The sequence below is a fragment of the Novosphingobium lentum NBRC 107847 genome (assembly GCF_001590965.1).
Taxonomy (GTDB): domain Bacteria; phylum Pseudomonadota; class Alphaproteobacteria; order Sphingomonadales; family Sphingomonadaceae; genus Novosphingobium; species Novosphingobium lentum.
The window spans coordinates 29,906-45,823 of the sequence record NZ_BCTW01000006.1; the positions used below are offsets into that span (position 1 = coordinate 29,906).

Genomic DNA, 15,918 nt, shown 5'->3' on the forward strand with positions numbered 1-15,918 from the left:
ACCCTCCCGCCTCGGGCTGAATCTAGGAAGCCCGTGGTCGCACCGCCAATGACGTTTCGGTAATGTTGCCAAACGCTTGTGGCACGGATACTGCGCCAGCGCGGCCTATTTCGTGAGCATCGTCCACACCCCGTCCCAGTCGGCGGGCGGCGGGGCGGCGGCGTAGGCGCGGCTGCGGCCGAGGTAGATCTCGCTCGGCGTGTCGCGCGGATCGATCGCCAACGCGGCTTCGAACGCGGTGACCGCGCGCGCCCAGTCCTGCGCGCGGTAGGCGGCGAACCCGGCGGTGTAGCGATCGAGCAGCACCTCCAGCCCCGGTTCGCCGGTGCGCCACCCCAGCGCCTCGAACACCGAGACCGGGTTGTCCTTGCCTTTCACCCGCACGCGATCGATCTCGCGCAGCAGCGTGGGCGACTTCAGCCGCTTGACCGTGGTCTCGCCGATCAGGATCTTGGTGCCGAACGCCTTGTTCGCGCCCTCCAGCCGCGAGGCGAGGTTCACGCTGTCGCCGATCACGGTGTATTCCATGCGCCGGATCGAGCCGATGTTGCCCACGATCACATCGCCCGTGGCGATGCCCACGCCGATGTCGAGCGCGGGCAGCGTCGATCCGGCGCGGCGCTGGTTCAGCTCGGCCAGTCGCAGCATCATCGCGTTGGCCACGGCAATGGCATTGTCGGCATCGCGATCGGTCGGGAACGGCGCGCCGAACAGCGCCATGATCGCATCGCCGATATACTTGTCGAGGATGCCGCCGTGATCGAAGATTACATCGACCATCTCGGTGAAATAGCCGTTGAGCAGTTGCACCGTCTCGCGCGCGCCCAGCGCTTCGGAAATGGTGGTGAACCCGCGCACGTCGGAGAACAGCACCGACACTTCCTGGTCCTTGCCGACCAGTTCGATCTCGCCCGCCTCGAGCAGCTGGTCGGCCACTTCCTTGGACATGTAGCGCGCCATGGTGGCGCGCACGCGGCGTTCCTCGGTCACGTCCTCGATCACCACCATCGAGCCGATGCGCTGATCGGCGGCGTCGATCAGCGGGGTGACGGTGAGGTTGACGGTCGCCTTGCGCCCGTCGCGAAAGCGCATTTCGGCATCCACCGCGAGGCTGCGCTCGCCGGTTTCAGCGGTGCGGCGCACGGCGGTGACGATCCACTCGTTCTCGCCCGCGATCTGCGTGGCGCTGCGCCCCACCAGCCGCTCGCGCGCATAACCCAGCAGTTCGGTGCCGGGATCGTTGACCGTGACCAGCCTTTCCTCGCTGTCGAGCGTGATGATCGCATTCGACGTGCTCTTGAGGATGCTGTCGTTGTAGTTCTTCATGCTCAGCACGTCGTCGAACAGCCGCGCATTCTCGAGGCTGACGGCGACTTGCGCGGCGAATGCGCGCAACCGCGCCTCGTCCTTGGCGGTGAAATCGCCCTCGCGCTTGTTGAGCACCTGCGTCACGCCGATGCGCCCGCCGGCCTTGTTGGCGATCGGCGCGCACAGGATGTTGCGCGTGCGGAAACCGGTGCGCGTGTCCACCGCCTGGTCGAAGCGTGGATCGGCGTAAGGATCGGCGATGCTTTCCAGCACGCCCGAGCTGAACACCGCGCCGGCGATCCCCTGCCCGGCAGGAATGCGGATCTCGCGCAGTTCAAGCCCCGCCGCGAAGACCGAGACGAGTTCGTTGGTGCGCGGATCGTGGATGAACAGCGTCGAGCGTTCGGCGCCGAGCAGTTCGGCGGTCGCGGTCATGATCCGCGCGATCAGCACATCGAGCTGCAGTTCGCCCGCCAGATCCTGACTGACCGACAGGATCTTCTGCTCCTCGCGCAGCGAATCCACCATCAGCCCGAACCCGCGGAACAGCTGCGCGTATTCGTCGGTGCTGATCACATCGAGATGGGCATCGTCCAGCCGGCCTTTCTCGACCATGCCCATCGCGTTGAGCATCCGGGCGGCGGATCGCGACACTTCGCTTGCGGTCAGCAGCGCCATCGCGAACGATCCCAGCACGCAGACCATCACCACGCCCGCGATCCACAAGTAGAACGGCAGCAACTGCGCGGACGAGGGATGCAGCCCGTTGACCACGAACAGCCGGTCGATCTTGAACACGACCGACACCGCAAAGAACGTCAACGGCAGCGAGGCGACCGCGACCGCAAGGTAGAGCAGCTTTTCCTTGAGCCGGATCGCGATCAGCTGGCCATGGCATTCGGCCGGCAGCGGCCCGCCCAGCGCGCGGCCCAGCCGCTTGATCGCGCCCTCGATGTCGCGGCTGACCGCGAAGTATTCGAAGATCGCGTGCGTCGGCGAGGCGAACAGCATCGCTGCGCCGCCGAACGCCACGATCTGCCAGGTGGCGAACATCAACCCGAAATGGTTGGCGATCAGCATCGCGCCGCTCACCACCAGCGTCGCCAGCGGCCCGTGCAGGAACGTGACCCGCATGAACGCGAAAAACGGCAGGTTGAGCGCGCGCGTGATCCCGGTGGTCAGCACCGCGCGATCGGGCATGGTTCCGGCGTCGAGCAGTTTCAGGGCGTCGGTCACCGGGCGCAAGTGGTGACGGATGACCAGGATATCGGCGGTAACGTAGATCGCGAAGCCGACCGGCACGAACCGGAACAGGTTGACCCATTGCCAGGTCTGGAATTCCAGCCCGGTGGCGATCAGCGGCAGCAGGATGGCAATGGCGGCCAGGCTGGCCATCACATAGATCCGCGTCATCCGGCGGAACAGCGCGCGCGCGGACCGTTGCCCGGGTGGGCCCAGTTCGCGTTCGGGTTCTATGCGCGGGGCATGCAGCACGGAATCTCCGCGTTGAGGAAAGTGCCGACCCGATCTGCGACAGACCACGGATCGCGGCCCTGCGCAAGGCGCGGCGCGATCATGCGCGGTTCACGCCTTCCGCTGCGTCCGCCCCGTCGCCCACGCCCGCGCGCATCGACAGGCGCAGGCCGCTGGCATCCATCGGTCGCACGAACACGCGCGCCACGATCGGATAGCTGAGCGCCACCTGGCGTTCGATGTCGGCGACGATGCCCTCCACGTCGCGCGCGCTGATCGCGTCATCGAAATCGGCGCTGATGATCACCGTGACCATTTCGGGCGCGGAATGGAGCGTAAGCACTTCGTGCACCGCAACCACGCCGCGATGCCCCTCGGCACAGCGGCGGATCGCGGCGACCAGCTTGGGATCGGCGCTTTCGCCGATCAGCAGGCTTTTGGCTTCGTACAGCAGCAGCACCGCCAGCACGCCCAGCACCAGCCCGATCAGCACCGAGGCCAGCCCATCCCACACCGGGTTGCCGGTCAACAGGCTCAGCGCCAGCCCCAGCGCCGCCAGCCCCAGCCCAACCAGCGCGCCGGCGTTCTCCAGCAGCAGGATGATCGTCGGCGCGTCCTTGGAAAACTGGATCGCCTGAAGCCACGACCGCCCCTCGCGCGCGGCGTCAAAGTCCTGCTTGGCCGCCAGCGTGGAATAGCCTTCCAGCACCGCCGCGATGCCCAGCACCACGAACGCCACCGCGGGCGAGACCGCCGGTTCGGGGTGCAGCATGTGCAGCACGCCTTCATACACCGAAACGCCCGCGCCGAGCGAAAACACCAGGATCGCGACGACGAAGCTCCAGAAATACAGCTCGCGTCCGTAACCGAACGGATGCTTCTCGTTGGCCGGCTTTTCCGCGCGCTTGCGACCATACAGCAGCAGCACCTGGTTGGTTGAATCGACAAGGGAGTGCACCCCCTCGGTCAGCATCGCCGACGATCCGGTGAACGCCGCTGCGGCAAACTTGGCCACGGCAATCCCCACGTTCGCGCCCAGCGCAATCAGGATCGTCCGTGTCGAGCCGCTAGCCATCCCTGTCCTTTCGCGTGGCCCCTTGCCCCGTGTAGTCCCCGTACCCCGAACTGCCCAACGCGCAAAGCGGCGCCTTGGCCATGGCAGCGGCGATTTTGTCAGCAGCGGCCGCTACGTCCCGTCTTGCCGTCTTCCCGAAAGCCGGCGGAGGTCGTGCCCGTCGCTTCCTACCCGAAATCGCCAGAGCTCATACCGAATTGCCGTGGGTTTCCTTGATATCCCGCCAATTTCGAGCAGCCACGCGATTCCTTCAGGAATATTTTCGAATTACAGGCGTTCTCTGCCCAGAACAAAAAACGCGGGGAAGCACCAACGATGAAAGAACGCGCACAGATTGTCGCCTGGCTGCGTCAGGCCATTGCACCGGCCGATCAACCCGATCGCCTGGCTGCGGTCATGCACTACGTCGCGCTGGCGATCGAGCGGGGCGACCATGCCCTGCCGCCAGAAGACAGCGAACCGGCTGCGCCCGCAAACGAGTGGCCGACCAGTAGCAACGTGGTGCCCTTCCCGGCCCGCCGTCGCCACGCGCATTCGACCAGCCCGGTGCCACCTGCCCTCGTGCAGCCACTGACGCCCATACAGGCTACAACCACCCGATCGACTTGAACCGCACCCACAGCCCGCCGCACACGCACACGATCAGGCCCCATACGAAGTAATAGCCGTAGTGCCAGTGCAGTTCGGGCAGGTAATCGAAGTTCATGCCATAGATCCCCGCGATCGCGGTGGGCACGGCGAGGATTGCGGCCCAGGCCGCCAGCTGCCGGGTCATTTCGCCCTGACGATGCTGTTCCAGCAGGCTGGCGGTTTCAACCACGGTGGCCAGCGTTTCCTTTAGCCCGTCCATCCGGGCGATCACGCGGCGGACGTGGTCGAGCACGTCGCGGAACCACAGCCGCGCGGCGGGGTCGATCGCGGGCAGGTCGGTCGTGACCAGACGCTCGCACATTTCCTGCATCGGGCCGATGATCCGTTCGAACCGGCGCAGCTGGCGGCGCAGTCGGAACAGGCGGCGGATGGTGACCTGTTCGGGGAACACGTCGATCGCGCCTTCCTCCATCTCGATCGCCACTTCCTCCAGCTTGTCCATGATCGGCAGGTAGCCGTCGACCACGAAATCGAGCACCGCATGGAGCACGTAGTCGGGCCCTTCGGCCAGCCGTTCGGCATTGGCTTCCAGCTCGCGGCGCAGTTCGTGGTGCGCGCGCGTGCTGCCGAAGCGGACGGTGACGACGAAATCGGCGCCGAGGAAGATCGCGGTCTGACCATAGCCGATGACCTCTTCCTCCTCCAGCGCGGCGGTGCGCGCGACGACGAACAGCTGCTTGCCGTACGCCTCAACCTTGGGCAGCTGGCGCGGGTTGAGCGCGTCTTCCACCGCCAGCGGGTGCAAATGGAACTGGCGGCGCACCACGTCCATTTCCTCCGCCGTGGGCTCGCACAGCCCGACCCAGTCGAACCCGTGCGGCGGCAGCGTGTCGCGCTCGTTCCCGTCCACGGGAATCGCGTGTTCGCTGGCGATGCCATGCAGGTAACGGCGGGCGGCGATGATCGACATGGACAGCGTGTGGCAAACGCCGCCGATGGTTGCAACGGCGGATACGGCCAACGGGGGGCGGCGAATGGGGGGCAATCGGTCTGGCATTCGCGCGCGGACTGGCTTACACCCCTGTCAATAGACGACCGGGCCTGTCATTGGCAGACCGGGAACGGGCGGGAGAGACGGATGGCCGATCGCTTGGGTAACAGCTTGTCCGGCGGGGCACCTGCCCCCGATGTCGATGTCGCGATCATCGGCGCGGGCATTTCGGGCATCAGCATGGCCGCGCACATGCAGGCAATCTGCCCCGACCGCACGTATGCGATGATCGAGCGGCGCGAGGCGCTGGGCGGCACCTGGGACCTGTTCCGCTATCCCGGCGTGCGGTCCGACAGCGACATGCACACGCTGGGCTTCGTGTTCGAGCCATGGAAGCACGAGAAGTCGATCGCCGACGGCCCCTCGATCCTCGATTACCTCAACCGCATCGTCGATGAACGCGGCATCCGCCCGCACATCCGGTTCCGCACCACGGTGCTGTCGGCCGACTGGAACGGCGCCACCGCGCAGTGGGAACTGGTGGTGGAACAGCCCGGCGCCGAGCGGCGGCGGATCACCGCGCGGTTGCTGTACCTGGGATCGGGCTATTACGATTACGACAACCCGCACGACGCGCAGTTCCCCGGGCGCGAGGACTTCAAGGGCGACGTGATCCACCCGCAGTTCTGGCCCGAAGGCTATGACTACAGCGGCAAGCGCGTGGTGGTGATCGGATCGGGGGCGACGGCCGCCACCATGGTCCCGGCGATGACTGACCGCGCGGACCACGTCACCATGCTGCAGCGCACGCCCACTTGGTACGCCGCCCGCCCCGCGCGCGATGCCATCGCCAACACGCTGCGCAAGTTCCTGCCCGAAAAGCTGGCCTACACCATCACCCGCTTCAAGAACGTGCGGATGCAGGATTTCATCTTCAAGCAGGCGCGCACCAAGCCCGAAAAGGTCAAGGAATTCCTGACCAAACAGGCGAAGCAGGAACTGGGCGACAAGTACGATGCCGCCGCGTTCACCCCGCCGTACAACCCGTGGGAACAGCGGCTGTGCCTGATCCCCGACGGCGACCTGTTCAAGGCGATCAAGGCGGGCAAGGCCGACATCGTGACCGACCATATCGATCGGTTCGATGCCACCGGCATCCAGCTGAAATCGGGCAAGCACCTCGATGCCGATACCATCATCACCGCTACCGGGCTGAAACTGGCCATCGCCGGAAAGATCGCGGTGAGCGTCAACGGCGCTCCGGTCGATTTCAGCGAGCGGTTCTACTACAAGGGCTGCATGTTCTCGAACGTGCCGAACCTGGCGGTGGTGTTCGGTTATCTCAACGCATCGTGGACGCTGCGCGCCGATATCAACGCCGACTACATCTGCCGCCTGCTCAACCACATGAAGGCCAGGAACGCGGTGGTGGCGATGCCCGTGCTGCCCGACGATCACCGCCTGCCCGAAGACAACATCTTCGATTTCTCGTCGGGCTATATCCAGCGCGGCATGCACCTGATGCCCAAAAGCGCGCAGGCCATGCCGTGGCGGCTGAACCAGGACTATGTGCGCGACCGCGTGTGGCTGAAGAACGATCCGATCGAGGACGGGATCATGCGGCTGGGCGGCCCGGCGGCGGCGGTGACGGCCGAGCCCGCGCTTGAGGCAGCGGAGTAAGTTGCGTCCCCGCGCAGGCGGTCGCGCGCCGCTGATCCTGCCATCGCCCCAGGCCCCGCCTTGCGGCCCTTGGCCGGAAGTTATCCTGAGCTCGTCGAAGGGCGGGGAAGCATGAAGGAAACACAACCCGCGTTTGCTTGGACGGCGCTTTGAGCTATCGCGGCCTACCATGACCGAACCCCAACGCATCTGGACCGCCGCGCTGATCGTCGTCGGCGATGAAATCCTCTCCGGCCGGACGCAGGACAAGAACATCGCGCAAGTCGCCACGTGGCTGGGCGTGCAGGGCATCCGCCTGCGCGAAGTGCGCGTGGTGCCCGATGTCGAGGAAGCCATCGTCGAGGCGGTCAACGCGCTGCGCGCGCGCAACGACTACCTGTTCACCACCGGCGGCATCGGCCCGACTCACGACGACATCACGGTCGATTCGGTGGCGAAAGCACTGGGCGTGCCCGTGGTGATCCACCCGGCGGCGCGCGCGATCCTCGAACACTATTACGCCACGCGCGGGGGCCTCAATGAAGGCCGCCTGCGCATGGCGCGCGTGCCGCAAGGCGCCGACCTGATCGAGAACCGCATGTCGGGCGCGCCGGGCATCCGCATCGGTCCGGTGTTTTTGATGGCGGGGGTGCCGCACATCACCGCCGGAATGCTCGACGCGCTGACCGGGCAGCTTGAGGGCGGCCTGCCGCTCAAATCGCTGACGATCGGCTGCTGGGTGCCCGAAAGCGAGATCGCCGAGCTGCTCTACCAGACCGAGAAAGCACACGAAGGCTGCCAGATCGGCAGCTACCCGTTCTTCCGCGAAGGCAAGGTCGGCGCCAATTTCGTGATCCGCTCGACCGATGATGCGGCGCTGGTGGAGTGCGGGAAAGCGCTGGAAGCCGGCCTGGCCGCGACCGGACGCGAGACGGTTGCGGGGGGGATTTAGCGTCCTTGGGAATCGCTCGTCCTGAGCATGTCTAAAGCAACTCGCTACCTTGGGCTCACTCCCAATCCCACGCGTGCAAGGCCTGCGCGCAGCTTTGCCGACAGTGTCGTCGGAGCACACAGCCGGATATTTTCGGTCCACTGCACGCCCTCGCTCAGCGAAAAGGCGCGGACCACGGCCCGTCCGTTCGGCCGCGCCGCGACCTCGATCGGCCCATCGTTGATGACCGAAAATCCATTTTCGCCTCGCCCGACATGCGACACGACTTCGGTCTCGTTGGCGGGTCCCATGCTCTGGTTGGGGCCGTAGAAATATACGCTGCCGAACCGGCCGGCGCGCTTGACGTAGGCTATGGCGGCCGTGCCGCAGGCGGTTTCGGCTTTGACCCAGATGCCGTCGGCTATGGGCAGTCGGGCGACTTGAGCGGATACCGGCGAGGCGGAAGTACCCATGGCAACGAGGAGCAGGGCTGAACGAAGAAAGGACATGGCCATGGCAACTCCTCTATGGGACGCGCACTTTCGCCATTTTTGAACAATTCGGCAACACGAAGTCGAACCCGTAACTTTCGTAGCGATAATCTGCAGACGAAATGCGCCGAAAAGACCCTCCCCTATCGGCCTTAGAATCCGCAGGTTTCGACAGCCTCACACGGCACCACGATTCCAAAGCGAATGGCGGGGAATATCCTATTTCCCGCGCGTTGCCGCGACTCGCGCCTGCGCATTTTCGAACAACCCGACAATCTGGGCTCCGTGATTCGCTTCGACATCTTCAACGCCATCGTCGAGAAAATGATCGCCCCGCTCGATTGCTTGCGCAAGATAGAGAATGACCCGGTTGAGGCTGTCGTGATTTTCGGGAGGCGGCGCTGCAGCACGCAACCATTGCACGATTCGTGTTCGTTCGTCGGCCATAGTTCCTCCGAGGAGCTATCCGAAAGGGTTACACCATTATCGCACTTGCGAAAGCCTGAACGGCCTCACTTCGGATCATTATAAATCGCCGGGCTGCGGTGGGCCGCCGCAGGCATACGAAAAAGGCCGGAAAGGTTTCCCCTCCCGGCCTCTTCAATTCGGTATGTCGGCTAAGCCTTACCCAGCGTGGATCAGCGCCACGTCGAGTTTGAGGCCGGGGCCCATCGACGACGAGAGCGCGACCTTCTGGAGGTACTTGCCCTTGGCGCCGGCCGGCTTGGCTTTGACGATCGCATCGACGAAGGCGTCGAAGTTGGCGCGGATCGCGGCGTCAGTGAAGCTCATCTTGCCGATGCCGGCGTGGATGATCCCGGCCTTTTCGACGCGGAATTCGATCTGGCCGCCCTTGGCGGCCTTGACCGCTTCGGCCACGTTCGGGGTGACGGTGCCCAGCTTGGGGTTCGGCATCAGGCCCTTGGGGCCCAGCGTCTTGCCCAGGCGGCCGACCACGCCCATCATGTCGGGCGTGGCGATCACGCGGCCGTAATCGAGGTTGCCGGCCAGCATGTCTTCCATCAGGTCTTCGGCGCCGACCTTGTCGGCACCAGCGGCCAGAGCGGCTTCGGCCTTGTCACCGCGTGCGAACACGGCAACCTTGACGTCCTTGCCGGTGCCCGAAGGCAGCGTGACCATGCCGCGGACCATCTGGTCGGCGTGGCGCGGATCGACGCCCAGGTTCAGCGCGACTTCGACGGTTTCGTCGAACTTGGTGGTCTTGAGGTCACGCAGCGTCTGCAGCGCCTCGTCGACGCCATAGAGCTTCATGTTGTCACCCAGCTTTGCGGCGAGCGACTTCTGCTTCTTGCTTTGCATGGTCATCGGATCAGCCCTCCACAACCGACAAGCCCATGGCGCGGGCGGAACCTTCGATGATCTTCACCGCTGCGTCGAGGTCGTTGGCGTTGAGATCGACCATCTTCGCCTTGGCGACGTCGGCGAGCTGCGCGCGCGTGATCGTTCCCGCGCTGACCTTGCCCGGCTCCTTCGAACCGGCCTTGAGGCCCAGCGCCTTCTTGATCAGGAATGTGGCGGGCGGGGTCTTGGTCACGAACGTGAAGCTGCGGTCGGCAAACACGGTGATCACGGTGGGCAGCGGCGTGCCCTTTTCGACTTCCTGCGTGGCAGCGTTGAACTGCTTGCAGAATTCCATGATGTTGACGCCGCGCTGACCCAGCGCCGGCCCGATCGGCGGGGCGGGCTTGGCTTCGCCTGCAGCAACCTGCAGCTTGATATAGCCTTCAATCTTCTTGGCCACGGGGGCCTCCTTTCGTCCTGTCGGGCCGGTAGCAACCGGAACCCTCAGAGTGAGCGGTCAGACAGCGCCGAGGCGCCTCCCGCACGGAATTTCCGCCAGGGAATCCTGCCGGAAGCGCGCGCCCCTAACGGTTCGGGGCGCGAATTGCAAGGACGGTGACCTCTCTGCCCCGAAGGGGCGAGGGATTACTTCGCCAGTTCGACGTGTTCGAAATCCAGTTCCACCGGGGTGGCGCGGCCGAAGATCGAGACCGAGACCTTGACCCGGTTCTTGTCGAAATCGAGTTCTTCCACGATGCCGTTGAAGCTGGCGAACGGACCGTCGAGGACCTTGACCGAATCGCCGATCTCGTAGTCGACCGACACCTTCTGGCGCGGCTGCGCGGCGGCCTGTTCGCGCGCGCCAAAATAGCGCGCGGCCTCACCTTCGCTGATCGGCTGCGGCTTGCCGCTGGAGCCGAGGAAGCCGGTGACCTTGGGCGTGTTCTTGACGAGGTGATAGACATCGTCGTTCATCGCCAGCTTGGCCAGAACGTAGCCCGGCATGAACTTGCGCTCGACCTGGATCTTCTTGCCGCGCTTGACCTCGGTCACGGTTTCGGTCGGCACTTCGACCGCTTCGACCAGCTGCGAAAGCCCCATGCGCTCGGCATCGGACAGGATCGATTCGCGAACCTTGTTCTCGAAGCCGGAATAAGCGTGGATGATGTACCAGCGGGCCATGGAATGCTCTTGCCTTTGTAAACTTGCAGATCGGTCAGACGCGCAGGATCAGACTAGCGACAGCAGCCATCGGACGATAGCGCCAAACAGCGTGTCGACGCCCAGGAAGAACACCGACAGGATCACCATCATCAACCCCACGAAGATCGCGGTGGTGGTGGTTTCCTTGCGCGTCGGCCATACGACCTTGGACGCTTCGGCGCGCACCTGGCGGATGAATTCACCGGGGCTGGTCTTGGCCATGTTTCCTGCCGTCTTCCGTCTTGAAAAATGCGTGTCGTCTTCCACCATGGCCCCATCGCCGCCCCGGCGGGACCGGGAGGGGCTTTGGCGTTTCCGATGTCGGAAGTGGGTGGCATTTAGGCAAACATCGCACGAAACGCAAGGGCGCGGCTGGAGCGGGTCGAGGCAAACGCCCCCCGGCGGTCAATCCTGCCCGTCGGGGCGGGGACCGGTGCGGATCCATTCCTGGTCGTAATCGACCTCCGCCGCGATCTGTCGGCCGGTGGCATCGGTCGCCGGGCGGAAGCGGAAGCGCTGCAACACGAGCCGGCAGGTCGTCTCGTCCAGATCGCGATCGCCCGACCCGTGGGTCACGCGGCAGCCGGTGGGGCGACCTTCGGCCGAAACGGCGACTTCGGTTTCGACCGTGCCCTGCGCCCCGCGCAGCCGCGCGCCTTGCGGCAGGTCGGACTGCTTGATCTTGCCGCCGATCCATTCGGGATCGCTGCCGCCGCCATCCCCGTCACCGCCCCCGCCGGTTCCGTTGCCCGCGCCGCCGGCACCGCTGCCGTTGCCGGTATCGCCCGCGCCGGCGCGTGCAGCGGAGCCCGAGCCCGGCTGCGGCGCGGTGGGGATGGTGGGGGGCAGGATCGTGCGCACGGCGAACACCGGCGCGGCCTCAGCCTTCTTCGCCTCGGGCGCGGGCGCGTTGCGGGCCGCGCTGGCGTGGTGTTCGGGCGTGGGCGGCGGCGTGGGTGTCGGCGTTGGCGAGGGCGTGGCAGCAGGAAACGCCACCGCGACGATGTCACTGGTCTTTTGCAGGACCATGCCGCCGCTCAGCCCGTTGAGCAGAACCAGAAGCAACCCGACGTGAATCGCCGCCGTCGCGACAAGCGCAACTACCCGCGACCTGTTTTCGGTATCATCCGGTCCAGTTGCGCTGGTCGCCATAGGCAGCGAAGCCACCGGGCGCATTGCGGCACCCGGCGGCGTTCCGCACGCGATCAGCGGCGCTGGTACGTGCAGCGCTTCTTGGCGGTGATCGAACGATCGATCGCACGACCGCCCAGCGCACCGCCGACCGCGCCCACTGCCGGGCCCAACAGGCCATGGCCGATCACCGCGCCGCCCAGCACTGCGCCGCCAACGCCGCCCGCGACGAGCCCGGCCGTGCCGCTGGAATGGCGGCACGACTTGTACACGGTGGTGTTGCTGTAGTGGCGACGCGTTTTCGCCATCGAATCGGTGGCAAAGGTCATCGACACCGGCATCGCCAGAGCGACGGCGGCAAGCGTGGCTAAAGTCTTACGCATGGGGTTCCCCTTCATCGTGTACAAAGTTTAATGTGCTCCGCTGAACGGAACGCAACCGTCGGGAAATGGTTGCATGCCCTTCGTGGCACAATCTGGCGCACATGGCCTGAACTTCGCGCAACACAAATGAAAGGGAAATGGCAGGAGTGGAGGGATTCGAACCCCCGGCCCTCGGTTTTGGAGACCGATGCTCTACCAGCTGAGCTACACTCCTGTGCGCCGCCGCCCTTAGTGGGTTGACCCGCGCAGCACAAGCGACGGAAAGCACAAGTCGACACATGACGGTTACCTCGCCTCCGAATCGCCCAGCGATCATCCCGCCGGACCTGCTGCTGAAGGCCTATCGCGCCGGGATTTTCCCGATGGCGGACAGCCGCGAGGATCCCGACGTCTACTGGGTGGAGCCCAAGCAGCGCGCCATCCTGCCGCTGGACGGATTTCACTGCTCGCACTCGCTGGCGCGCACGTTGCGCCGCGAACGGTTCCGGGTGACGTGCAACGCCGCGTTCGATTCGGTGATCGACGCCTGCGCCGCGCCGCGGGCCGAGGCCGAAGACAGCTGGATCAGCACCCGGATCAGGGACAGCTACCGCACGCTCAACCGGCTGGGACAGGCCCACTCGATCGAGTGCTGGCAGGGCGAGGTGCTGGTGGGCGGGCTGTATGGCGTGGGATTTTCGCGCGTGTTCTGCGGCGAAAGCATGTTCTCGCTGCTGCCCGATTCATCCAAGGTGGCGCTGGCGTGGCTGGTGGCGGCGCTGCGCCGCGCGGGCGCGCGCCTGCTCGATTGCCAGTTCATCACGCCCCATCTGGCCTCGATGGGCGCGGTGGAAATTCCGCAGGCGCGCTACCTCGCGCTGCTCGACCAGGCCCAGCATGCAGGACTGGCCCAGCGCGACGAACCGGGTCAGCGAACCGGCGCGGGCGGCACGGCGGCGGCCGGGGTGGGTGCGGCCGTGGGGGTCGTGGCCGGTGCGGGGGTACTGGGGCGCGCTGCCGAAGGGGCCGCAGCGGATTTGCCCGAAGGCTTCGCCGCGCTGCTCGACGATGCCCTGGCATCCTCTTCCTCGCCGGGGAACTTCATCGCGCAGTCTTTCACCCACACGTCATAGACGGGGTGCTCGACCACGTTGAGCGACGGCGAGTTCCTGAACAGCCAGCCCGAGAAGATCTTGTGCCAGGCAAGGCGCTCCTGCGTGGTCGCGCGCTCTTCCACGAACAGCTGCACGAACGCGCCCGTTTCCGGCGGATCTTCCCACGGCGCGGTCCGCTCGCACGTGGACAGCTTGACGATGGCGTTGCCGATGCGGCGCGATTCGCCGGTCTTGAGCACGATGTCCTGCGTCAGGTTGTTGCGCTTGTTGAGGAAGCCCAGCGTCGCCACGCGATCCTTGACCGGGGTGCCGTAGTTGCTTTCGACGATCGCGCCCGACCCTTGCGCCACGGGCGCGCCGCTGCCGGCCGTTTCAGGCGGCGGCGCAGGTTCTGCGTTGCGGTTGCAGCCGGCCAGCGCGAGCATGCCCGCGCAACCCAGCGCCATCGCCACCCCGGGGCGCATCGACGTCATGGCCCGGGTCATCAATCCTCGGGCGACCAGGCCTGGTAATCGCCGGTGGCGGCCGCGCGCTTGCCGCCGCGTTCCAGCGCGCCCTGCGGGCGATAGGCGGCTGCGGTGCCGGTGGCGTTGGGGGTGTAGTCCACTTCCCAGATCCGCGCGGGCGGCAGGTTGCTGTCGGGCACGCCGGGATTGTCCTCGTCGGCAAAACTGCCGTGGAGCCAGCCGTGCCATTCCGCCGGCACCCGGCTGGCGTCGTTGGCGCCGTTGTAGATCACCCAGCGGCGCTCGCGCCCGGCGAACGGGCTGCCCGCCGCCTGCCGCTTTTTCGCACGATAATACGTGTTGCCTTGCGCGTCGGTGCCGACCTTTTCGCCCGACATCGCGCTGCCCAGCAGCGTGCCGATCGTCGCGCCATCCCACCAGGTGAAGATCTTGCCCAGGAAGCTCATCGGATCGCCTTGTTAGATCGTGCCCCGGTCGTCGCGCGGGTTCTTCGTGACCGGGCGCTTAGCGCCAGTGGCGGGGTCGGGGCAAGCACAGATGGCGCGCCGGCGCACGGTGCCGGCAAGGCGGCGCGCATCGCAACGCTCACCAGTCGACCCGGTCGCCCGCCTTGATGCCCAGTTGCGCCGCGCGCCCGCCGTTGAGTTCGAGCACACCCATCACCTCACCCGCCGAAGGAATCGGCGCGAGCGAATACGGCACGGCATTGGCGGCGATGTTGGCGATGCGATGGTCGGGCGCGATGAACACGATGTCGAGCGGGATCACCGTGTTCTTCATCCAGAACGCAGCGTCGCGCGGCGGGCTCATCGGAAAAATCATGCCTTCGTCCGCGCCCATTTCGGTGCGGAACATCAGGCCGCGCGCCTGTTCAGGCTCGGTCCGCGCCACTTCCACGCGGAACGCGTGGGGCTTGCCAGCGGGCGCGATCGTCAGCGGGATGACCGGCAGGCCCGAGACTGGATGGGTCGTGGGCGCAGCGCTTTGCGTCGCTTTCTGCCCGGCATCGGCGGCCATCGGCGAACACGCCGCCACCGCGCCGAGGACCGCGAGCGTGAACGTCCGGGCTTTATTCATCGGCATCGCCTTCCTGCGCTTCACCGGCCCAAAGTTCGGCCGCCTCGATGCTGGCTGCATCGACCAGTTTGCGCGCGGATTCAAGCGGGTGTCCCGCGCGCAGCATCGCCATGACCTGTTTCTGCCGCTGCGCCGGATCGGGCAATTCGGCGCCACGCGATCCGCCGGTAAACGGGCCGCGGGCAAACGGGCCGAACCCGCGCTTGCGCGCCATATGCAGCGCCGCGCTGCGTCGTTCGGCGGCATCGCCGGTGGCGCCCGCACGGTCCGGTTCGGCGATCCCCGCCGCGCCCAGCGCCTGCGCGATCCGCCGCTCGCCATAGCCGCGCCGCAGCAGGCCGCCACCTTTGGCGCGGGCATAGACGGCATCGTCGACATAGCCCGCCGCGACCATCCGCTCCACGATCGCCGCGATGTCCGGCGGGGCGCTGCCATCGTCCCGCCCTTCCCAGCCCCGCTCGCGCAGCTTGCGCTTGAGGTAGTCCGCCAGCTTGCCGGAACTGGTGGCGAACCGTGCGACATAGGCCAGCGCCAGCTCGTTCAGCCGCGCACCGTCGATCGGTCGGGGAACGCGCCGGGCGCGGTCAGTGGGGCGGCTTTCGTCCATCGCGCCACATTCGTGCCACAGTCGCGCGCAAATGAGAACGTACGGACCCGCATCTGCAAATAGGTGCGCAAGTCATCGGCCATTCAACCGCCCGCGCGCACGTTGCGGGTCGGCAAGGAAAGACCACGGTAATCG

Annotated in this window: 18 protein-coding genes, 1 tRNA gene and 1 pseudogene; 4 read left to right on the plus strand and 16 right to left on the minus strand. The window is 66.1% G+C overall.

Annotated features, from left to right (window positions below; all coding sequences use genetic code 11):
* Positions 1 to 105: 105 nt before the first annotated feature.
* Positions 106 to 2,802, minus strand: coding sequence for an adenylate/guanylate cyclase domain-containing protein (locus NL2_RS06500; protein WP_068073167.1), 2,697 nt, complete (start codon positions 2,800 to 2,802; stop codon positions 106 to 108).
* 79 nt (positions 2,803 to 2,881) lie between these two features.
* On the minus strand, positions 2,882 to 3,856 hold the full coding sequence (locus tag NL2_RS06505; RefSeq protein ID WP_084355945.1) for a cation diffusion facilitator family transporter: 975 nt from the start codon (positions 3,854 to 3,856) through the stop codon (positions 2,882 to 2,884).
* A 315-nt stretch (positions 3,857 to 4,171) separates the two neighbouring features.
* On the opposite strand from NL2_RS06505, the gene NL2_RS21040 reads away from it, so the two are divergent.
* Entirely contained in the window at positions 4,172 to 4,465 is a 294-nt protein-coding gene (locus tag NL2_RS21040; RefSeq protein WP_157083066.1) for a hypothetical protein, read from the plus strand.
* On the opposite strand, the gene NL2_RS06510 is transcribed toward NL2_RS21040, so the two are convergent.
* Complete coding sequence (locus NL2_RS06510; RefSeq protein ID WP_068073169.1) at positions 4,443 to 5,417, minus strand: magnesium and cobalt transport protein CorA; 975 nt, start codon at positions 5,415 to 5,417, stop codon at positions 4,443 to 4,445. The genes NL2_RS21040 and NL2_RS06510 overlap by 23 nt on opposite strands.
* Positions 5,418 to 5,585: 168 nt before the next feature.
* Between NL2_RS06510 and NL2_RS06515 the strand changes: the two genes are divergently transcribed.
* Positions 5,586 to 7,118 (plus strand): flavin-containing monooxygenase, encoded by a 1,533-nt coding sequence (locus NL2_RS06515; RefSeq protein ID WP_068073171.1) that lies wholly within the window; start codon positions 5,586 to 5,588, stop codon positions 7,116 to 7,118.
* A 169-nt stretch (positions 7,119 to 7,287) separates the two neighbouring features.
* Complete coding sequence (locus NL2_RS06520) at positions 7,288 to 8,049, plus strand: competence/damage-inducible protein A (RefSeq protein WP_068073173.1); 762 nt, start codon at positions 7,288 to 7,290, stop codon at positions 8,047 to 8,049.
* Between the two features lie 44 nt (positions 8,050 to 8,093).
* Here NL2_RS06520 and NL2_RS06525 read toward each other — a convergent pair whose 3' ends face one another.
* The 9 genes from NL2_RS06525 to NL2_RS06565 form a co-directional block, all read right to left on the minus strand.
* Positions 8,094 to 8,543 carry a hypothetical protein gene (locus NL2_RS06525; RefSeq protein ID WP_157083067.1) on the minus strand — a complete coding sequence of 150 codons (450 nt, stop codon included), beginning with the start codon at positions 8,541 to 8,543 and terminating at the stop codon, positions 8,094 to 8,096.
* A gap of 195 nt (positions 8,544 to 8,738) precedes the next feature.
* On the minus strand, positions 8,739 to 8,966 hold the full coding sequence (locus NL2_RS06530) for a hypothetical protein (protein WP_068073177.1): 228 nt from the start codon (positions 8,964 to 8,966) through the stop codon (positions 8,739 to 8,741).
* A gap of 177 nt (positions 8,967 to 9,143) precedes the next feature.
* Positions 9,144 to 9,845 (minus strand): 50S ribosomal protein L1, encoded by a 702-nt coding sequence (gene rplA, locus NL2_RS06535; RefSeq protein ID WP_068073179.1) that lies wholly within the window; start codon positions 9,843 to 9,845, stop codon positions 9,144 to 9,146.
* Positions 9,846 to 9,849: 4 nt separating this feature from the next.
* Positions 9,850 to 10,281 (minus strand): 50S ribosomal protein L11, encoded by a 432-nt coding sequence (rplK, locus tag NL2_RS06540; protein ID WP_068073181.1) that lies wholly within the window; start codon positions 10,279 to 10,281, stop codon positions 9,850 to 9,852.
* Between the two features lie 185 nt (positions 10,282 to 10,466).
* Positions 10,467 to 11,003, minus strand: coding sequence for a transcription termination/antitermination protein NusG (gene nusG / locus NL2_RS06545; RefSeq protein WP_068073183.1), 537 nt, complete (start codon positions 11,001 to 11,003; stop codon positions 10,467 to 10,469).
* Positions 11,004 to 11,051: 48 nt separating this feature from the next.
* Positions 11,052 to 11,246: a preprotein translocase subunit SecE gene (gene secE / locus NL2_RS06550; RefSeq protein WP_068073185.1), complete on the minus strand. Its 195-nt coding sequence runs from the start codon at positions 11,244 to 11,246 to the stop codon at positions 11,052 to 11,054.
* 183 nt (positions 11,247 to 11,429) lie between these two features.
* The gene (locus tag NL2_RS06555) at positions 11,430 to 12,089 is read right to left on the minus strand and encodes an energy transducer TonB (RefSeq protein ID WP_157083068.1); all 660 of its coding nucleotides are present in this window, start codon (positions 12,087 to 12,089) and stop codon (positions 11,430 to 11,432) included.
* A 140-nt stretch (positions 12,090 to 12,229) separates the two neighbouring features.
* The gene (locus tag NL2_RS06560; protein ID WP_068073189.1) at positions 12,230 to 12,538 is read right to left on the minus strand and encodes a hypothetical protein; all 309 of its coding nucleotides are present in this window, start codon (positions 12,536 to 12,538) and stop codon (positions 12,230 to 12,232) included.
* A gap of 138 nt (positions 12,539 to 12,676) precedes the next feature.
* Positions 12,677 to 12,752 (minus strand) — tRNA-Trp (locus NL2_RS06565).
* 64 nt (positions 12,753 to 12,816) lie between these two features.
* Here NL2_RS06565 and aat point away from each other — a divergent pair.
* A complete protein-coding gene (aat, locus tag NL2_RS06570; RefSeq protein ID WP_068073191.1) occupies positions 12,817 to 13,650 on the plus strand; it encodes a leucyl/phenylalanyl-tRNA--protein transferase in 834 nt (277 codons plus the stop codon).
* A gap of 35 nt (positions 13,651 to 13,685) precedes the next feature.
* Here the strand turns inward: aat and NL2_RS20680 are convergent.
* The 4 genes and pseudogenes from NL2_RS20680 to NL2_RS06590 all read right to left on the minus strand — a co-directional run.
* Positions 13,686 to 14,117: pseudogene (locus tag NL2_RS20680) on the minus strand (DUF2155 domain-containing protein); the annotation flags it as partial.
* Positions 14,117 to 14,545, minus strand: coding sequence for an NADH:ubiquinone oxidoreductase subunit NDUFA12 (locus tag NL2_RS06580; RefSeq protein ID WP_068073195.1), 429 nt, complete (start codon positions 14,543 to 14,545; stop codon positions 14,117 to 14,119). The pseudogene NL2_RS20680 and the gene NL2_RS06580, both read right to left, overlap by 1 nt.
* Before the next feature lie 139 nt (positions 14,546 to 14,684).
* A complete protein-coding gene (locus tag NL2_RS06585) occupies positions 14,685 to 15,176 on the minus strand; it encodes a DUF192 domain-containing protein (protein WP_245647596.1) in 492 nt (163 codons plus the stop codon).
* Entirely contained in the window at positions 15,169 to 15,783 is a 615-nt protein-coding gene (locus NL2_RS06590; protein WP_068073200.1) for a regulatory protein RecX, read from the minus strand. The genes NL2_RS06585 and NL2_RS06590 overlap by 8 nt, the downstream gene beginning before the upstream one ends.
* Between the last annotated feature and the right edge of the window lie 135 nt (positions 15,784 to 15,918).

Excerpts from the sequence above, each read along its gene's own strand:
- NL2_RS06515 (WP_068073171.1), top strand. The coding sequence starts at position 5,586 with ATGGCCGATCGCTTGGGTAACAGCTTGTCCGGCGGGGCACCTGCCCCC.
- NL2_RS06585 (WP_245647596.1), bottom strand. The coding sequence starts at position 15,176 with ATGAATAAAGCCCGGACGTTCACGCTCGCGGTCCTCGGCGCGGTGGCG.
- NL2_RS06510 (WP_068073169.1), bottom strand. The coding sequence starts at position 5,417 with ATGTCGATCATCGCCGCCCGCCGTTACCTGCATGGCATCGCCAGCGAA.
- NL2_RS06520 (WP_068073173.1), top strand. The coding sequence starts at position 7,288 with ATGACCGAACCCCAACGCATCTGGACCGCCGCGCTGATCGTCGTCGGC.
- NL2_RS06525 (WP_157083067.1), bottom strand. The coding sequence starts at position 8,543 with ATGGCCATGTCCTTTCTTCGTTCAGCCCTGCTCCTCGTTGCCATGGGT.
- rplA (WP_068073179.1), bottom strand. The coding sequence starts at position 9,845 with ATGACCATGCAAAGCAAGAAGCAGAAGTCGCTCGCCGCAAAGCTGGGT.
- NL2_RS06590 (WP_068073200.1), bottom strand. The coding sequence starts at position 15,783 with ATGGACGAAAGCCGCCCCACTGACCGCGCCCGGCGCGTTCCCCGACCG.
- NL2_RS06530 (WP_068073177.1), bottom strand. The coding sequence starts at position 8,966 with ATGGCCGACGAACGAACACGAATCGTGCAATGGTTGCGTGCTGCAGCG.
- NL2_RS06505 (WP_084355945.1), bottom strand. The coding sequence starts at position 3,856 with ATGGCTAGCGGCTCGACACGGACGATCCTGATTGCGCTGGGCGCGAAC.
- aat (WP_068073191.1), top strand. The coding sequence starts at position 12,817 with ATGACGGTTACCTCGCCTCCGAATCGCCCAGCGATCATCCCGCCGGAC.
- NL2_RS06580 (WP_068073195.1), bottom strand. The coding sequence starts at position 14,545 with ATGAGCTTCCTGGGCAAGATCTTCACCTGGTGGGATGGCGCGACGATC.
- secE (WP_068073185.1), bottom strand. The coding sequence starts at position 11,246 with ATGGCCAAGACCAGCCCCGGTGAATTCATCCGCCAGGTGCGCGCCGAA.
- nusG (WP_068073183.1), bottom strand. The coding sequence starts at position 11,003 with ATGGCCCGCTGGTACATCATCCACGCTTATTCCGGCTTCGAGAACAAG.
- NL2_RS21040 (WP_157083066.1), top strand. The coding sequence starts at position 4,172 with ATGAAAGAACGCGCACAGATTGTCGCCTGGCTGCGTCAGGCCATTGCA.
- NL2_RS06560 (WP_068073189.1), bottom strand. The coding sequence starts at position 12,538 with ATGCGTAAGACTTTAGCCACGCTTGCCGCCGTCGCTCTGGCGATGCCG.